Genomic DNA, 16445 nt, shown 5'->3' with positions numbered 1-16445 from the left:
AATCAAGCAGTACCTAACAGAAAGTAGGAAATGCCATGGACGCACTATTCGACATCGAACTTGAAGTTCCGCGCGACGAGCTTTTCGAGCCAATGAGCAGGAAGCTGGCCAGAGAAGGGATCTTCCAGCTTCCGGCGAGTAACTCCGCATGGACCGTAATCATCAATAGCTACTGCGAGCTCGCCAAGCTCGCGACGACGCTCATTGCGTTCACACGCTCGGAGAATTCAGACGCATTGCCCCTTCGCGTTGCAGGGTTACGGCTGATTGCGGACGGCAAGGTCGGGCTTGACCTTGCAACCTCGGTCGCGGACGTAGTTCTTTCCGTTCAGCTTGACACTGAGGCCATGCCATTCGCATTCTTTCGCCTTCGGGAAGCCATGGCACACGATCTGCTCGCCGAGTACTGCGACGGGCTGGTAGAGGCCCTGAACGAACTTCTAGAGGAGGCAACCCAAGTAATCGCGGCCTGAACCTCAATCAAGCGCCGGGGCACGGTCTTTACCTGAGCCTGCCTCGTATCTAACGCGGACAACCGTTCGCAAGCAGCACCCATCAAATCAAGCAGTACCTAACAGAAAGCAGAAATCATGTCGAACAACAACATCAAGACCAGCAAGTCCAAGCTCACCATCAACGACCTCATCAAGCTTCCTATTCGCAAGCTCTTCCCGAACGATCCGGCGAAGCTCACCTGGACCACGACCCCGGTTGTCAGTGCTGCCGAGCAGAAGGTCAAGCAGCGAGCCCTCTACAGCTCTCTGAAGGGTGCCGAGCGTCGTCGAAAGGTGGCGGAATGGGAGGACGCGGAGACCAACTTCATCATCGAAAAGCCGACCGTCGAGGCCATCGAGGAGGCGACCGAACTCATCGATGACCTCAACTCCCGTGCCCGAGACTCTTACGAGTCACGTCGCATCATGATCGTGCTCGTGCTCGCTGGCGATCAGTCGGAAGAGGACATCGATGATGTGCGCTTCGCCTCAGGATTCTCACCGGAGAAGCTGAAGCAGGCCATCACCACCGGGACCATGCGGGATGAGAACGACACGGTCGTGAGTAACGGCGTGCCTGCGAACGGGATCGAGCAGTCCACCATCGGCTACCTCGACCGCCTCATCCAGCAGGGGAAGGACGAGGCGAAGCACCGCCGTGATGTGGCCGTCAAGAACCAGGCCATCAAAAGCGGTGAAGTCCTCTCGGCGGTGGCGTGACCTCCACGAGGAACTGAGTGAGGCGCTGAGGGACTACACCTCAGCACACGGAGTCCAGTACGTGCTTGGAGACTCCAAGCAGATCGACTGGCTATACGAGAACCTCTGGGCGACTGTCCTTGAGCAGGCTCCCGACTTCGTACCGATCACCGATGACATCCCAAAGGAGTACATCGACCAGATCGAACGAGACAACGAGATTCGAGGACTATTCGAACAAGCGGTGGCTGAGGAGCGTCAATACCTCACCTACCGCCACGAGAAGGAAAGTAGGAAGAGGAAGACGCTCACCTTCCTCGCTTCACCGAAAGGAGTCACTGAGACGTAGTGCTCAGACGGACTGAGGTAACTGTCCGAAGCTGTAAAGGGAAACACAAGACAAGAGGCCACGAGATACCCATACTCGTGGCCTCTTTTTGTTTTTCCGAGTGGGCGTTCCTCACTGCCTGAAATAGGTAGCCGGACCGACCGCATTGTAGAGCCATAGCCGATCCCGTGAAGGGTCATCACCGTAGACGGCCTCTTCTGTCGACGGCGCTCGAAAACTGGACAGTAGCGGCGCTTGAAAAGTGAACACTCAACGATTGGAGAGTGATCACTTTGGAGGACTGGGCGTTGATCCGGAGGCTGGCCGGCGAGGGCGTGCCGAAGGCGCATATTGCCGAGCGGTTGGGGATCTCGAGGACCACGGTCATCAAGGCGGTGAACTCGGAATCGCCGCCTCACTATGAGCGGACAGCGGCGCCGACGTCGTTCACACCGTTCGAGTCGCGGGTGCGTGCGTTGCTGCTGGAGACGCCGACGATGCCGGCGACGGTGCTCGCGGAGCGGGTCGGGTGGACGGGCTCGATCCGGTGGTTCCGTGACAACGTGAAGCGGTTGCGGCCCGAGCAGCAGCGTCTCGATCCCGCGGATCGGATCACGTGGGCGGCGGGGGACGCGGCGCAGTGCGATTTGTGGTTCCCGCCGAAGAAGATCCCGCTCGAGGACGGGACAGCGAAGCTTTTGCCGGTGCTGGTGATCACCCCGGCGCATTGCCGGTTCACGACGGCAGTGATGATCCCGACTCGGAAGACCGAGGATCTGCTGCTCGGGACCTGGCAGCTGATCGAGCAGCTCGGCCGGGTTCCGCGTCGGCTGATCTGGGACAACGAGCCCGGCATCGGGCGAGGACGCCGTCACGCGGACGGAGTCGACGCGTTCATGGGAACCCTCGCGGCCAAGCTCGTGCTGCTGCCGCCGCGGGATCCGGAATCGAAAGGGATCGTGGAACGCCGCAACGGTTGGTTCGAGACATCGTTCATGCCGGGCCGGTCATTCGCCTCGCCCGCGGACTTCAACGAGCAGTTCACCGACTGGCTCGGAGTCGCCAACCAGCGGAGGGTGCGCACCCTGGCCGCCTCTCCGATCTCGCTGCTGCCTGCGGATCTGGCGGCGATGTTGCCGTTGCCGCCGATCCCATTGCATCTGGGCTGGCGGAACCGGATCCGGCTCGGCCGCGACTACTACGTCCGCATCGACACGAACGACTACTCCGTCGACCCGCGCGCGATCGGCAGGATCGTCGACGTCACCGCGGACCTGGACCGGGTCCGCGTCCGCCTCGATGGACGGATCATCGCCGACCACACCCGTGTCTGGGCGCGAGGAATGGTGATCACCGACCCCGCGCATCGAGAAGCTGCGGCCGTCCTACGACGCGAGTTCCAGCAGCCGCGACTTGTTCCAGTCGGCGACGATCTGACTCGGGATCTCGCGGACTACGACCGCGCGTTCGGGCTCGTCGAGGGGAGCAACTGATGGCCGGCAAGACCGACGTCGCAAAGCAGATCACCTATCTCGCCGGCGCACTCAAGGCACCCCGGATCACGGAGGCCGCAGCCCGGATGGCGGACCAAGCACGCGACGCCGGTTGGTCGTTCGAGGACTACCTCGCCGCCGTCCTCGAACGCGAAGTGAGCGCTCGCAACGCCTCCGGCGCGGAGCTGCGGATCAAAGCCGCTGGCTTGCCGAGCCGGAAGACGCTCGAGGACTTCGACTGGGACGCGCAACCGGCCACTCGGCAGCAGATCGCCGCGCTCGCTTCAGGAGGGTTCCTCCTCGAAGCGCAGAACGTGGTCCTGCTCGGCCCTCCCGGGACGGGGAAGACGCACCTCGCGACCGCGCTCGGGATCGTCGCTGCCCGCCACGGGCACCGGGTGCTGTTCGCGACTGCGACGGACTGGGTCACCCGCCTCACCGACGCCCACCGGCAAGGCAACCTGCCACGAGAGCTCACCCGGCTTCGCCGTTACGGACTGATCATCGTCGACGAAGTCGGCTACCTCCCGTTCGAACAAGACGCCGCCAACCTCTTCTTCCAGCTGGTCTCGTCACGCTACGAACACGCGTCGCTGATCCTGACCTCGAACCTGCCGTTCTCCAGCTGGGGTGGCGTCTTCGGCGACCAGGCCGTCGCCGCCGCGATGATCGACCGCATCGTTCACCACGCCGACGTCCTCACCCTCAAAGGCGCCAGCTACCGACTCCGCGGCAGAGGCATCGACAGCCTCCCCAGCATCCGCACCACCACCGACGAAACACCTAGCTAGACTGCCCGCAACCGTTCACTTTTCGAGCGCCGAAAGTGACCAGGATTCACGCGCCGCCGACACTCTTCTGCCGATGTTGCATCCGGGTTGATCAGAGTGAAGGCGGTCGGGGTGCCTGCGGGGCAGTACATGACGTGCGAGCCTTCGAAAGTGTGATGAGTGACCGTTCCTTGTAGGCATCCAAGCGAGTCACCTGTCCCCTGCATGACGTAAAGCTCACCCATCTGCTCGTAGGTGCCGTGCTCCACAGTGAAGCACAACTGCCCGTCCCAACTGCACCAACTGCCGTTCAGGTCACCCCATGACCAGGCTTTGGGCATCGTGTCCTCAGTCGGCGTCGGCTGAAACTCGCGATCTTCGGCGACAACGGGCGTGGGCGTCGGTGTGGCCGTTGTCGTGGCTGTCAGTGTGTCACTGACCGGCGGCGTGTTCTTGCTTTCTGGTGACGCGGCTTCTGCGACGGTACATCCAGCTAGAGCCATGAGGGCTAAGCCGATACCGAGGCTGACGCTAGTTTTCTTCAAGCTATTCATCGTTCCTCCAAGGTGAGCGCCGGTGACGGCATCTCTTGACACCCAGCGTGGTGGGCACCTTAATCGGCGGACTCGACAGAAGCGATCGGTGTACGGTCACCTGATCTTGAGATCCGCTGGCTGGCGGTCTGGACCGTCGAAGGTCCAAGTCACACAACGATGCGGCCCCGATGGGATAGGCGCGCAAACTCGATCCAGCGACCGCCGACGACGGTTCAGAGGCTTTCCGCGACGAGCCTTAGTAAGCGACAGACCACCGACGATAGGCGAAGTCCGCGTCCGACTCTTCGAGGACGTGAGAGCGCACATCAGGACTAGTGAAGTCAAGGACGCGAAGCTCGCCATCGACTCGTGAGATGGATTCGAGTCGGTGGAACTTATCGCCGTAGACCTCTGCATAGCGAGCCATTCCGTGTAGCTTCCAAATCGAATCGGGAAGCCAGTGCCCGTGAGGATCAACGATGTTCGCTCGCACGCCCTCTTCGCTGTCCACGAAGAAGAGGAAGTCGGGTCGAAGCGTTCTCCAGTCACCGTGACGATCCTGATAGGCGATGCTCATGGAGTCGCGACCACCAGTCGGATTGCGATACCAGCCGAGAAGATTCCCTCGCAGCGTCTCGGCATCCAGCACCGCGATCTCATCGGGGTTGAGCTTGCCTACGGGGAACTGGCCTTCCTCGTCGGAGAGAAGGTGGAGTGGTCGGCGTTCCAACAACTGTTCGGAGTCACCAACGCTACGTTTTGTCTCTTCTTGACGATTCTTCGGTAGCGCCATGGTGATGAGCTGAGGATCGGTGCTCATGGCAGTTATCTCTGCATAGAGGCTCTGGCGCGATTCGGAGAGACCCTTAATCGCAACGCGATGCTTCGACAACCACTCCTGCGAGATGGTGTCGGCTGCCGTGTCCAGTGCGGGCCTCGTCTGCGGGAGCATCGCTAGTGCCGCGACCCGAACGTTAGCGTCTCGGTAAGCGTCCTCGTCCTCAGCGTCATCGGCAAGATGCTCTACATACGTCCGGGCGATGTCAGGAGTGATGGTGCGGGCGCCCGCACGATAGGCGTCCTGTATAGCCCGGTCATCGGCTACCTCTGTCCACGACTCATCGCGACGAAGACCATGGCGGGCCTGACCCCGTACAGTCCCACCTGCAACTGTACGGACGTCCTCTTCCGCCTTTTCTAGATCCGTCGGGTACTGAGCGGCGAGGCCGTTCAGAACGCCATGCAGCCGCTCGTGAGCGAGCTTGCCAGCGTCATTCACCAGCCGATCTGCCGCGAGCGCATGGGCCAGCGAGGTGAGCCTTTTGATCGGGTTTGCGTGCTTGCGAGGAAGAGTCTCCGCGGGCAGAGAGGAGAACGACTCCCAGACCTCATCGGGGATGGCCGCATTGGCGGTCATCAACTGCGGATTGATGAGGACTCGCTGACCCGTGTCGCCATCGGAGTCCATGAGGTCACTGCCCATGATCTTCTCCAGCACCAGGCTGGCCGTCGCCTTATTGAAGCGAGGCAGGATGCACTCAACACTGTTGAGCAGGTTGTCGCCTTCGATCCGTCGAGCTAGTGGCGTCCGAATCATGCGTCCGAGAAGCTGTGTGATGTGCGTTTCATCCTTCGCCGGACGGAATGACACCATCACCTCCGCGCGCGGGCAGTCCCATCCCGTGCTGATGGCATCCTTCGCGAGAAGGACGCGCACGTAGGAAGCATCCTGAACACGCTCAGGAGAGATGTAGGGGACGCTATGTGGTCCGAAGGTCTGCGCCGTGTGCTCGCCGAAGACATGCGCAATCGCATCAGACTCAAGCTCCGGCCACTCTTCCCGGATCACATCGATTGCGGACGCTACCTCTGCGGGTGCTGGCTTGTTCGGCACCTGAAGCACCATAAGCGGCTTGATCGGCTCATCGCCCTGCTCGTCGGCATAGGACGCCCATGCATCAGACAGCGCCTTGACCTTTCGCACCCCGCGGCGCAGGAGGACCGTATTGAAGTCTCCCGTCTCCGCGGGGAAGTCAAGCACGATGTCGTCTTTCAGGAGACCTGACTCTTGAATTCGCACCGGATCAACCTGTACGGTCCCAAGATGCACGCGGTTGGACTGGACCTCCGCCGCGTTCATCGCCTCCTCGAAACGCTGAACTGTGGCAGACACGCCCCACACAATCGGCACGGGTGGTACGCCGCTATGGCCGTTGATGAGTCGCTTAACAATCGTTGGAGTGTCGGACGGACGCTTCCCCATGCCGCGGTGAGCCTCGTCGAGAACCATGTAAAGCGTGAGGTCTTCATCCTCGATGGTGCTTCTCAGCGTGTCCCAGAATGTGAACGGAACCGTGTCGGGATGCGATTCCATGCCAGCGAGCGTGTTCGAGTCGTCGTGGCCCCGCACGAGCAGACTGTTCTTGGAGAGTTTCGAAGTGTTCAGGAAGTAGACGCGGCCAGCTTGAAGCTTTGGATAGCGGAAAGGATGCTCGACCGTCACCAGCCGATTCCGGAGGCGGTCTGAAGCCTGTTCGAGGCGGTGGCGAGTCTGCTGATTAAGGGAAGGGTCGTCGCTGAACCATAGGACAACGGCTCCAGGATCAGGCTCTACGTTGAATTCGTCGTTGCCCCAGAAAAGCGCCTCGATGACGGCGGCAGCCATCACAGTCTTACCAGCACCGGTTGTCGCTGTCAGTGCCACCGAAGAGACGCGCTTACTTGCGCTGCGGTAAAAGTCTCGCGCTGAAGCGAGCTCTCGAAGCGTGTCACCAACTGCGTCGGACTGGTAGTCCTTCAGAGTAAAGCGCATCAGTAGTCACCGACGCTTTCACAGTTGCGCAGATAGTCCTCGTACAGCCGAACTGTCTCAACGTGCGGAATCTCGCTGGCCACCTGTTGGTAGCGACCCTCGTCATCCGTAACGACGTAGGCGATTCGAACGTCCCCTCGCGAGTTCAACGCTTCAAGGAACTCCGAGCTTTGGTCTAGGTCGCGGAGAATGCCGTAACTGTCAGCGACTGCCCAACCTCCCTCGATGGAGTCGATGCGCTCGCCTCGTGCTCCGGCCCGAAGCCAAAGCATGGGGGCAATGGCCGCAAACGCGCGGTGAGCGCTAATGACAAAGGGAGACTCATACGTCAACGTAAAGAAGGCAGCGTTCTCCTCGAAGCCGTCAGCCATCGGGAACTCGTCGGTGAACCTGTACTCACCTTTGATTGGCTCGCCATCATGCGTCCTGCCGGTGATCGCGGCACGGATTCGCGGCTTAGTTACGAAGTCACAGATGCCGAACTGCTCCCACTCTGCGTCACCTGGACGGAGGCCGGACGCTCGAAGCGTGCGCTGCTCGTCGGCTGATACTTCGTTGTTGGTAACAAGAACTGCCTGCCGGCGACCACCATCCTGACGATTGAGCCGCATGACCGCGTGCGCCGTAGTCCCTGATCCCGCAAAGAAATCGAGCACGACAGCATCTGGCTTGTCGGCGAGGAAAAACCGCAAGGCGTCTTCAACTGCGTAAAGGGACTTGGGGTACGGAAACTTCCGACCCGGGAGGAATGCCTTGATGAACGATGCCCCGTGTTCCGAAGCCGAGTGCGAGGTGCGGTTCCACAGGGTCATCGGCTGCGCTGTGCGCTTCCCTGGACGGTAGGTAATCTGCGCAGCGCCGTCCTCGTCGTAGCCGTTCACCACAACATCGCCACTTTCGATCTTCGCAAGGACACCCGACTGCAAGTAAGAAGGGCTTCTGCGGCCGGTAGCCGGATCGCGTCGACCGAACTTAGCGAATCCATTCGCAAGATACTGGCGCAGGGAAGTGGGGTTCAGACGCCACATCAGTTCGCGACCGGAACCATCTACAGGCCACACCGCGACTGTGTCTGCTGGTACTGCCACCGACTCGCGCGGCGTACTAAGAGCAGGTGGTTCTCCAACAGAGTGAAGCGCGCCCGTGGTCGCGTCGAGGAAGATCGGATAAAACATCGACGGGATGCGGCTTCGCAGACTACCTTCACCGTTCCTTAGTAGGCCTGCCCACCGCACCTCGACCGACGCACCTTCGGAAGGAGCGTCGCGGATCATGTCCGTCTTCCATGGCTCAACGTAACTGTCTCCAAACATGACGAAGTAGATGTACTCGTCCGTTCGAGAGAACCGACCTTGCCTCGCGGAACCCTTGGGATTAATCACACTTGTGATCATCTGGATGTCTGCCTCAGGGAAGGTCTGCTCCAAAAGAAGGCCAAGGCGCAGATACTCCTTCTCGTCGATAGTCACGATGAGAACGGAGTCATCTGGCTTCAACAGTCTCTTAGCAACCCTCAGGCGTCGCTCCATGAATGCCAGCCACTTCGAGTGACGGTAGAGATCGTCACCCTCGACATAGTCGTTGTTGTACTTCCAGTCACGCGAACCTGTGTTGTAGGGAGGGTCGATGTAGATGGCGTCGACCGAACCTTCGTGCGTGAAGGTCAGTTGCTCGAGCACGTGGAAATTCTCGCCGTTGATCACTGTGTGAAACGGCTTCGCTCCTCCGCGGCAAACCTCGCCGTCGGGCCGCAATCCTGGGTAGATGCGATCACGAAACTCTGCAACCAAGATCAGATCGTCGAGCGCAATAGTGGCGATCTCTTCTTCATCGCCGTTGGGCGTGACAATGACTGCTTTTTCCCCACTGATGGACTCCACGCGCCATAGACGTTGGTCACCACGCACAGTAGATCCGCGCGGAGGCAAAACTCGAACCTTGCTTCCCTTGCGGATCTTGTGTCCGGCTAGCTCGACCGCCTCGGGAGCGTGGCGTTCGAAGTTGAGTCCGAAGCGAAGCCGCTTCTGGAGCGGCTGAATCTCTTCTTCGAGATCTTTCGCAAGTTGTGGATCGAGCTGGCTTGCAGCGCGCAACAGATCCGACAGTCGCGACATCTCCACCCCTTTGCTCAAACGAGAAAGGAGCCCGCCAACCGCTCTTGCGCGCGGCGCGGACCCGACACCAGCTTAGTGATTCGCACCGGTTCGAAGCGATGCGGGTCATCCTCGGGCGCGGCGGTCGGGAGACACGCGGGGTGGCAGTTCCCCCCTGAACGTCCTCAGAGTCGCTGGCTCGCGATCTGGACCGTAGGGAGTTCAGGCGACACAACGATGCGGCCTCGATGGGATAGGCGCGCAGACTCGATCCAGCGACCGCCAGCGACGTTTTGACTGCCGAAGACGGCAACCGAACGAGCATCTTGGGAGAATGGGTGTGTGCGCCTCATCATTGCCCGTTGTTCCGTCGACTACTCCGGTCGATTGAACACGCATCTCCCCCTCGCAAAGCGACTCATCATGGTCAAGGCAGATGGCACGGTCGCGTTCCATCGAGACATACAACATCAGCCTCTCAACTGGATGAGCCCGCCGTGCACCCTCACGGTCGAGGAACCCGACGAGGATGCCGCGAGCGTCGGCGTCACGCAGCAGTGGCGCGTCACCCACAAGAAGTCCGGGGACGCACTCGTGGTGAAGATCTACGAGGTCATCCACGACACCTCGCACGAGCTGGGCGTCGACCCGGGACTCATCAAGGACGGCGTCGAGGCCGACCTGCAGCGTCTGCTCGCCGAGCAGGTCTCGGTCGTCGGTGAGGGCCTCACGCTCGTCCGCCGCGAGTACCCCACCGCGATCGGCCCGGTCGATTTGCTGCTGCGCGACGACAACGGCGGCACCATCGCCATCGAGGTCAAGCGTCGCGGCGACATCGACGGCGTCGAGCAGCTCACCCGCTACCTCGAGCTGCTCAACCGCGACCCGCTGCTCGCGCCGGTGAGTGGCGTCTTCGCCGCGCAGGAGATCAAGCCGCAGGCGCGCGTGCTCGCGACCGATCGCGGCATCCGGTGCCTCACCCTCGACTACGACGAGATGAAAGGCATCGAGTCGGGAGCTCCGCGGCTGTTCTGAGCCGCGGCCCGCGCGTCACTCGACGCGGCGAGCGGAGGAGATACGAGGAGCGGAGGATGCCGCACCGCTCGCGGATCCTCCCTCCGGCGAATGTCCTCCGTTACGCCACCGCCACCCACCCCCGCGCGGCCCACGCCCGACACGCCCGGTAGCGTGGAGCCCATGCCCGTGCGCTCCCCCTGGTCGTGCGTCCTCTGGGACGTCGACGGAACCCTCGTCGATGCATCCGAGGGCATCCTCCGCCGTCTCACCGTCACTCTCGAACACTTCGGGCGGACGCCGCCGACCCGTGGCGAACTGTCGCGCTGGATCGGCCCACCGATGTTCGAGTCGTTCCAGGTCAACGTCGGCATGACCCCCGACGAGGCGACCGAAGCCGTCACCTTCTACCGTGCGCTGAACAAGGACGAGGGCTACACCGGCAGCGCTCAGCTGTATCCCGGCGTCGCCGAGATCGTGCGCGACCTGCACGCCGCCGGCATCCCGCAGTCGACCGCGAGCTCGAAGCCCGAGGTGCAGGTCGTGGCGCTCATGGACCACTTCGGTCTCGCCCCCGACCTCGAGGCCATGGTCGGCGCGAGCCCCGACGAGCGCACGCTCAGCGCGAAGGCCGACATCGTGCGCGAAGCGCTGCGGCGCCTCGAGGTGCGCGGCTACGACACCTCCCGCCCCGTCCTCATCGGCGATCGACACCACGACGTCGAGGGAGGGCTGGATGCCGATGTGCCGGTGATCTTCGTCCGCTGGGGCTTCAGCTGGCCGCACGAGGCCGACGGCGCGCAGGCGGCGGTCGACACGGCGGACGAGCTGCGTGCCCTGCTCCTCGTGTCGGACGAGGATGCCGGCGCCCCCGACGGTGTCTGACATCCCCTGGGCTCTGCCCGCGTCGATCGCCCTGCTCGCGGCGCTGCTCGTCGCCGGAGTCATCGTGCTCGTCGTGCGAGCGCGCCGCCGGTCCCCTGGCGCCATCGCGGCGGCATCCGAGGCGCGCTCCGCTGCGGAAGAGGCACTGTCACGGCTCGATGATGCGGCGATCGCGCTCGACGTCGCGTTCGAGGCGGCCGGCGACGACGAAGCCCCGACCGAGCTTCGCCGTGCGCGGGCGGCTGCGCTGCGCGGCCGGGATCGCGGCTTCGCCGAGGTGGCCGCGCTCGCGACCTCGGCACGGCTCCCCGCGCAGCGCCGCGTCGACGCCGTCCGCCTCCGCGACGACCTCGAGCGAAGGATCACGGCCGCGAGCACGACCCGCGTCGGCCTGTCCGAATGGACCCGCACGCACGGCAGCCCCGCGTCTCGCGTCGCCGCGGCCCGCGCGCGCCGCGAGGAGATCGCTCGGACCTCCGGCGACCCCGCCCGACTCCTGGCCGACACCCGAACGCGATTCGACGACGGGGAGTGGGCGGATGCCGACCGCGCCGACCGCGAAGCACGCGCGGCGCTCGTACGGGCCGATGCGGCGTTGAACGCCCCCGACGCGGCGGACGCCGAGGTCTTCGAGGCATCCGTCGCTCTCCGCCGGGCGGAGCGCCTGTTCCGAGCGGTCGAGGATGCGCACCGCTTCCTCGTCCAGGCGGAAGAGAACGCTGCGGCCGAGGTGGCAGCCGCGGAGGCCGAGATCGCGGAAGGCCTCGAGATCGCGGTGTCCCGGCCGGGTGAGTGCGCGCCCGACGCCGCCGAGCGGCTCCACGCCGCGCGTGCCGCGCTCCGCGCCGCGGCGGAAGGTCTCCCCGGCGCCCACGCACGGCGATCGAGGTCGTCGCCCACGTGCGCGAGACCCGCGACGACGCGCTCGGCGACGCCCCGAGCCCCCGCCGGAGACTGGAAGCCGCGCGCGCAGCCCTCCCCGGCACGCTCGCGTGCGCACGAGCGGCCGTCGCCGCGACCGGGGCGTTCGCGGACGCGCCGCCCATTCAGGACCGGCTGCGGCTCGACGTCGCGCGGCGCGAGCTGGCGGCGGCCCGCTCCGCGCAGGACGCGTTCCAGGCATTGGCATCCGCCCGCGCCGCGTGGCATGCGGTGACGGACTGACGTCACCTCCCGCGGAGGACGCGCGCCGGCACCGTGCTGACGGCTTCGCGCACCGCGTCCTCGGGGACGCCCGCGCGAAGGCACACCTCGACGGCACGATCCATCGTGAGGGTGGAACCCGCCAGCGTCTCGGTACCCCGCAGCACGGGGCGCCCGTCCGTCACTTCCACGGCGAGCTCGCCGAGCGTGTACGTCCCGTCGCCGAGACCCGTCGCGGACATCGCGTCCGTCACCAGGGCCACGCGCCCCGGCGCGACGGCGAAAAGCGCGCGGATGAGGGCCGGGTGCACGTGCACACCATCGGCGATGAGCTCGAGCACGACGTCGTCACGCTCGAGCGCCGCGCCCACGGGCCCGGGATCGCGGTGGTGGAGACCGGGCATCGCGTTGAAGGCGTGCGTCAGCAGACGGGCGCCGTGGTCGAACGCCTCGAGGGTCGTGGCGTAGTCCGCCTCGGTGTGCCCGACCGCCACGATGACACCCGCGTCGGCGAAGGCCCGGATCGCGGCGAGCGCGCCCGGGATCTCCGGCGCGATGGTGACCTGACGCAGGATGCCATCCCCCGCCGCCAGCAGTGTGCCCACCGCCTCCGGGGTCGGGTCGGTGAGGGCGGACGGGTCGTGGGCGCCACGACGGCGAGGCGCGAGGAACGGGCCCTCGAGGTGCACGCCCAACACCCCCGGCACGTCGGAAACGATCCGCCGGAGTTCGGTCATCCGGTGGACCAGCCGGTCGACCGGCGCACTGACGAGGCTGAGCATGACGGCGTCACTGCCGTGCTCCCGGTGGTAGGCCACGGCGGCGGCCACCCCGGCGGCGTCGGCGTCGTCGAAGGAGTGCCCGAGGGCTCCGTGGCAGTGCAGATCCATCGCCTCCATTGTTCTCCTCCTCTCCGCGTTCGACCCCCGGTCTCGACGGAGAGTGCCCTATCGTGAGCGGCATGGGGGAGAGAACCACCTTCCGTCGGGTCATCGCCGCCGTCGGCCGCCTCCCGGCCACGGTGGCACTGGCCCTGGTGCTGCTCGCCGTGGGCGTGGCATCCGCGGGTCTGTGGTCGCCGTTCGCGGCGTCGCCGCTGCACGACGCCGTGGCGTACGGCCTTCCGGCGCTGGAGGCCGGCCGGTGGTGGACGCCGATCACCGGGGCGTTCTTCGTGTCGGTGCCGTGGCTCTACGCGGCGATCGTCGTCGGGCTGGCCGGGATGGGGTACCTCGAGTTCCGCCGCGGCTGGCGTGTCGCCCTCGCCTACTTCGCGGGTGGACAGCTCGGCGCGGTGCTCCTCGCGTCGGGGCTGCTGTGGCTCGCCGCGCTGCTCCCCTGGCCGTGGGCCCAGGAGCAGGCTGCAGCGCTCGACGTCGGTCCCTCCCCCGGGGTGATCGCGTGCGTGGCGGCGGCGGTGTCGCTGCTCCCGTCGCCGTGGCGTCTGCGCGCATGGACCGTGCTGGTCGCGGTGCTCGCGGTGACCTTCCTCTACTGGGGGTCGCTCAACGACCTCGAACACGTTCTCGCGGTCGCCCTCGTGCTCGCCGTCGACCGGTCGCTGCGTCCGCAGCGGGTGTCGGTGCGTGAGCAGCGCCTCATCGCGTTCGTCGTGGTGTGCGGTCTCGGGGCGATCGACGTCCTCACCTACCTGAGCCCCACGACGGGGCCGTTCGGCAGCTCGGACCCGGTCTCGGGCTCGTGGGTGGATGTCGTCGTGAACACCGTCATCGTGCTCGCGGTGGCGACCGGCATCCGACGCGGTCGGCGGTGGGCCTGGGTGCTGCTCACGATCTACGGGGCCCTCAACGCCCTGATCCTCGCGCTGCTCGTGGTGATCGCGCTGATCGTGGGGCTCGGGGGCGTCGAGGGAACGGTCGACGTCGACCTCACGATCACGCTCGCCTCGTCGGCGACCTGGGTCGTCGCGTTGGTGTATCTGGTCCTCGTGCGCGCCGCTTTCCGCGCGCGTCCGAAGGCGGCCCTGGGCGACGCGCCCGCGCCGAGCGTCGACGACGTGAAGACGGAACTACGCGCGACCGGCGGCGGGACCCTGTCGTGGATGACGACGTGGGAGGGCATGTCGTACGCGCGGTTCGGCCGTGGGATCGTCGCCTTCCAGCGCCGGTCGGGTGTCGCTCTCGTCCTCGGCGACCCGCTCGGCCCGGAGGAGGATCGGGCAGCGACCGTCCGCGCGTTCGTCGAGCGCGCCGAGATCGCCGGGCTCGCGCCGTGCTTCTTCAGCGCCGGGGAGGCGACCCGCTCGGCCGTCCCGGAAGGATGGCGCAGCATCGTGGTGGCGGACGACACGATCGTCGACCTTCCGGGCCTGAAGTTCACCGGCAAGGCCTGGGGTGCGGTGCGCACGTCGCTGAACCGGGCCGAACGCGAGGGCATGACGTTCCGTCTCTCGCGTCTTGCCGACGAGACGTGGGGAGTGCGCCAGCAGTTGCGCGCCATCTCGGAGAGCTGGGTCGGCGACAAGGGACTCCCCGAGATGGGATTCACCCTCGGCACCCTTCAGGAGGCCGCGGACCCCGAGGTGCGGATCGCGCTGGCCGTCTCGCCCGCCGGCGACGTCGACGGCTTCCTGTCGTGGCTGCCCGTCTACGGCGACGGGCGCGTCCGCGGCTGGACCCTGGATCTCATGCGGCGCCGCGACGGCGGCTTCGGCCCCGTGATGGAGTACCTCATCGGCTCGTCCGCGCAGCAGTTCTCGACGGAGGGCGCCGAGGTGATGTCGCTGTCCGGCGCGCCGCTCGCCCACGAGTACCCGCCGGATGCCGGCGTCATCGCCGATCTGCAGGGGCGCATGGCCTCGATGCTGGAGCCGGTATACGGGTTCGCGTCGCTGCACCGGTTCAAGCAGAAGTTCCACCCGCGCTACGAGACGATGTACCTGCTCTATCGCGACGAGGCCGACCTCACGCGCATCGGTGCCGCGCTGACCCGCGCGTTCCTGCCGCATGCGACCCTCCGGCAGTTCGCTGCCGCCGGCGTGGACCTCGTTCGCCCCGAGCGGTGACCGCCCGGGTCAGAGCGGGCGGATGTTCTCCGCCTGCAGACCCTTGGGGCCCTGCGCGATGTCGAACTCGACGCGCTGGTTCTCCTCGAGCGAGCGGTAGCCGCCCGCCTGGATCGCGCTGTAGTGGGCGAAGACGTCCTGGCCGCCCTCATCGGGCGCGATGAAGCCGAAGCCCTTCTCCGAGTTGAACCACTTGACCGTGCCCTGCGTCATCGACGTGCCGTTTCCGCTCGTGCCGACGCCGAGCGCGTCGGTCAGGGCCCACGCTAACGGGTGCCACCGGAGCCGCGCATCGACCCGTGACAGAAACGTTGTACGGCGTCACGAAGGGAAAGTTCCCCTTAAGCCCATACGACGCCCGGGCTGAGCAGAAGCTCGAAGCCCGGGCGTCGACGGATCCCCCCGGATATGTCACGCGAGGCGTGACGGCGATCACTTTACAGCCGCGAATGCGGTTCGCGCGACACGAAAGCTGGGAATTCTTCACATATGACGAAGATGTGTGATAGCCGGTCGTCATAGAATCCGCCTGTGGACGAGCGGCGACAGCCTTCCGCCCTCGTCGATGAGGCGTACGCCGTCCTCGGCGAGGCGATCGTCGACGGCCGCCTGAGGCCGGGCGACCGGCTGCGTGACGTCGAACTCGCCACCCAGATGGGCATTTCCCGTACCCCCGTCCGCGAGGCGCTGCAGCGCCTCGCGGCGATCCGGCTCGTCGAGATCGCACCGCACCGTTTCACCCGCGTCACGTCGCCCAGCGACAAGGAGGTCGCGGATATGCGCGATTACGCGGTGCACATGATCGGGATGACAATGCACCTGGCGCTCCTGCGGTGCTCCGACGACGACATCACGGAGGGCGCCAAGCTCCTCGGCGTCCTGATGGATGCCGCTCGCGCCGACTCCTCCCCCGCCTACGTCGATGCGGGCTTCGGACTCCTCGCCCACTTCACCCGCGCGTCCGAGAACATCGTGCTGATCGAAACGCTGAAGCAGACCACCTTCCTGGTGCGGCGGAACCTGCGCGGCTGGATGTGCGCGCACACAGAGGACTGCGAGGAGTTGTTCCTCCTCCTGGCCGACGCCATCCGTGAGCGCGACACCGCGCTCACCGCCCACCTGTGGCTGCGGCTGCACGGCCTCTACTGAGGTG

General features: G+C 65.1%; 16 protein-coding genes. 10 read left to right on the top strand and 6 right to left on the bottom strand.

The window, feature by feature from the left end; all coding sequences use genetic code 11:
- Window positions 1-35 precede the first annotated feature (35 nt).
- From AC3WLZ_RS00325 to istB, 5 genes are all read left to right on the top strand, one after another.
- Window positions 36-473, top strand: a complete 438-nt coding sequence (locus tag AC3WLZ_RS00325; protein ID WP_492468580.1) for a hypothetical protein — start codon at window positions 36-38, stop codon at window positions 471-473.
- 117 nt (window positions 474-590) lie between these two features.
- Window positions 591-1214 carry a hypothetical protein gene (locus tag AC3WLZ_RS00320; RefSeq protein ID WP_492468579.1) on the top strand — a complete coding sequence of 208 codons (624 nt, stop codon included), beginning with the start codon at window positions 591-593 and terminating at the stop codon, window positions 1212-1214.
- Complete coding sequence (locus AC3WLZ_RS00315) at window positions 1189-1542, top strand: hypothetical protein (RefSeq protein WP_492468578.1); 354 nt, start codon at window positions 1189-1191, stop codon at window positions 1540-1542. Before AC3WLZ_RS00320 ends, AC3WLZ_RS00315 begins: the two co-directional genes overlap by 26 nt.
- Before the next feature lie 263 nt (window positions 1543-1805).
- On the top strand, window positions 1806-3014 hold the full coding sequence (gene istA, locus AC3WLZ_RS00310; protein ID WP_492468577.1) for an IS21 family transposase: 1209 nt from the start codon (window positions 1806-1808) through the stop codon (window positions 3012-3014).
- Window positions 3014-3805, top strand: coding sequence for an IS21-like element helper ATPase IstB (gene istB, locus AC3WLZ_RS00305; protein WP_204946858.1), 792 nt, complete (start codon window positions 3014-3016; stop codon window positions 3803-3805). Before istA ends, istB begins: the two co-directional genes overlap by 1 nt.
- Here the strand turns inward: istB and AC3WLZ_RS00300 are convergent.
- The 3 genes from AC3WLZ_RS00300 to AC3WLZ_RS00290 form a co-directional block, all read right to left on the bottom strand.
- Window positions 3802-4338, bottom strand: coding sequence for a hypothetical protein (locus tag AC3WLZ_RS00300; protein ID WP_492468576.1), 537 nt, complete (start codon window positions 4336-4338; stop codon window positions 3802-3804). The two genes, istB and AC3WLZ_RS00300, sit on opposite strands and share 4 nt — an antisense overlap.
- Window positions 4339-4576: 238 nt before the next feature.
- Window positions 4577-7132 carry a DEAD/DEAH box helicase gene (locus tag AC3WLZ_RS00295; protein WP_492468575.1) on the bottom strand — a complete coding sequence of 852 codons (2556 nt, stop codon included), beginning with the start codon at window positions 7130-7132 and terminating at the stop codon, window positions 4577-4579.
- A complete protein-coding gene (locus AC3WLZ_RS00290) occupies window positions 7132-9246 on the bottom strand; it encodes a site-specific DNA-methyltransferase (protein ID WP_492468574.1) in 2115 nt (704 codons plus the stop codon). The genes AC3WLZ_RS00295 and AC3WLZ_RS00290 overlap by 1 nt, the downstream gene beginning before the upstream one ends.
- Before the next feature lie 321 nt (window positions 9247-9567).
- Here AC3WLZ_RS00290 and nucS point away from each other — a divergent pair, with 321 nt between their 5' ends.
- On the top strand, window positions 9568-10260 hold the full coding sequence (gene nucS / locus AC3WLZ_RS00285; RefSeq protein ID WP_492468573.1) for an endonuclease NucS: 693 nt from the start codon (window positions 9568-9570) through the stop codon (window positions 10258-10260).
- Window positions 10261-10422: 162 nt separating this feature from the next.
- Window positions 10423-11124 carry an HAD hydrolase-like protein gene (locus AC3WLZ_RS00280; protein WP_492468572.1) on the top strand — a complete coding sequence of 234 codons (702 nt, stop codon included), beginning with the start codon at window positions 10423-10425 and terminating at the stop codon, window positions 11122-11124.
- Window positions 11125-11272: 148 nt separating this feature from the next.
- Here AC3WLZ_RS00280 and AC3WLZ_RS00275 read toward each other — a convergent pair whose 3' ends face one another.
- On the bottom strand, window positions 11273-11998 hold the full coding sequence (locus tag AC3WLZ_RS00275; protein WP_492468571.1) for a hypothetical protein: 726 nt from the start codon (window positions 11996-11998) through the stop codon (window positions 11273-11275).
- Window positions 11999-12024: 26 nt separating this feature from the next.
- On the opposite strand from AC3WLZ_RS00275, the gene AC3WLZ_RS00270 reads away from it, so the two are divergent.
- A complete protein-coding gene (locus tag AC3WLZ_RS00270; RefSeq protein WP_492468570.1) occupies window positions 12025-12288 on the top strand; it encodes a hypothetical protein in 264 nt (87 codons plus the stop codon).
- Window positions 12289-12290: 2 nt separating this feature from the next.
- Here AC3WLZ_RS00270 and AC3WLZ_RS00265 read toward each other — a convergent pair whose 3' ends face one another.
- Window positions 12291-13166 carry an N-acetylglucosamine-6-phosphate deacetylase gene (locus AC3WLZ_RS00265; protein ID WP_492468569.1) on the bottom strand — a complete coding sequence of 292 codons (876 nt, stop codon included), beginning with the start codon at window positions 13164-13166 and terminating at the stop codon, window positions 12291-12293.
- 62 nt (window positions 13167-13228) lie between these two features.
- Here AC3WLZ_RS00265 and AC3WLZ_RS00260 point away from each other — a divergent pair, with 62 nt between their 5' ends.
- Complete coding sequence (locus tag AC3WLZ_RS00260) at window positions 13229-15292, top strand: bifunctional lysylphosphatidylglycerol flippase/synthetase MprF (protein WP_412923142.1); 2064 nt, start codon at window positions 13229-13231, stop codon at window positions 15290-15292.
- A gap of 9 nt (window positions 15293-15301) precedes the next feature.
- Here the strand turns inward: AC3WLZ_RS00260 and AC3WLZ_RS00255 are convergent, their stop codons facing one another.
- Window positions 15302-15505 (bottom strand): cold-shock protein, encoded by a 204-nt coding sequence (locus AC3WLZ_RS00255; RefSeq protein ID WP_412923141.1) that lies wholly within the window; start codon window positions 15503-15505, stop codon window positions 15302-15304.
- 318 nt (window positions 15506-15823) lie between these two features.
- Here AC3WLZ_RS00255 and AC3WLZ_RS00250 point away from each other — a divergent pair, with 318 nt between their 5' ends.
- Window positions 15824-16441 (top strand): GntR family transcriptional regulator, encoded by a 618-nt coding sequence (locus AC3WLZ_RS00250; protein WP_492468568.1) that lies wholly within the window; start codon window positions 15824-15826, stop codon window positions 16439-16441.
- Window positions 16442-16445 lie beyond the last annotated feature (4 nt).

This window comes from Microbacterium sp. FW305-3-2-15-F-LB2, from assembly GCF_058787255.1.
Note: the sequence above shows the minus strand (reverse complement) of the source record. Positions and strands in the feature narration are given on the sequence as shown.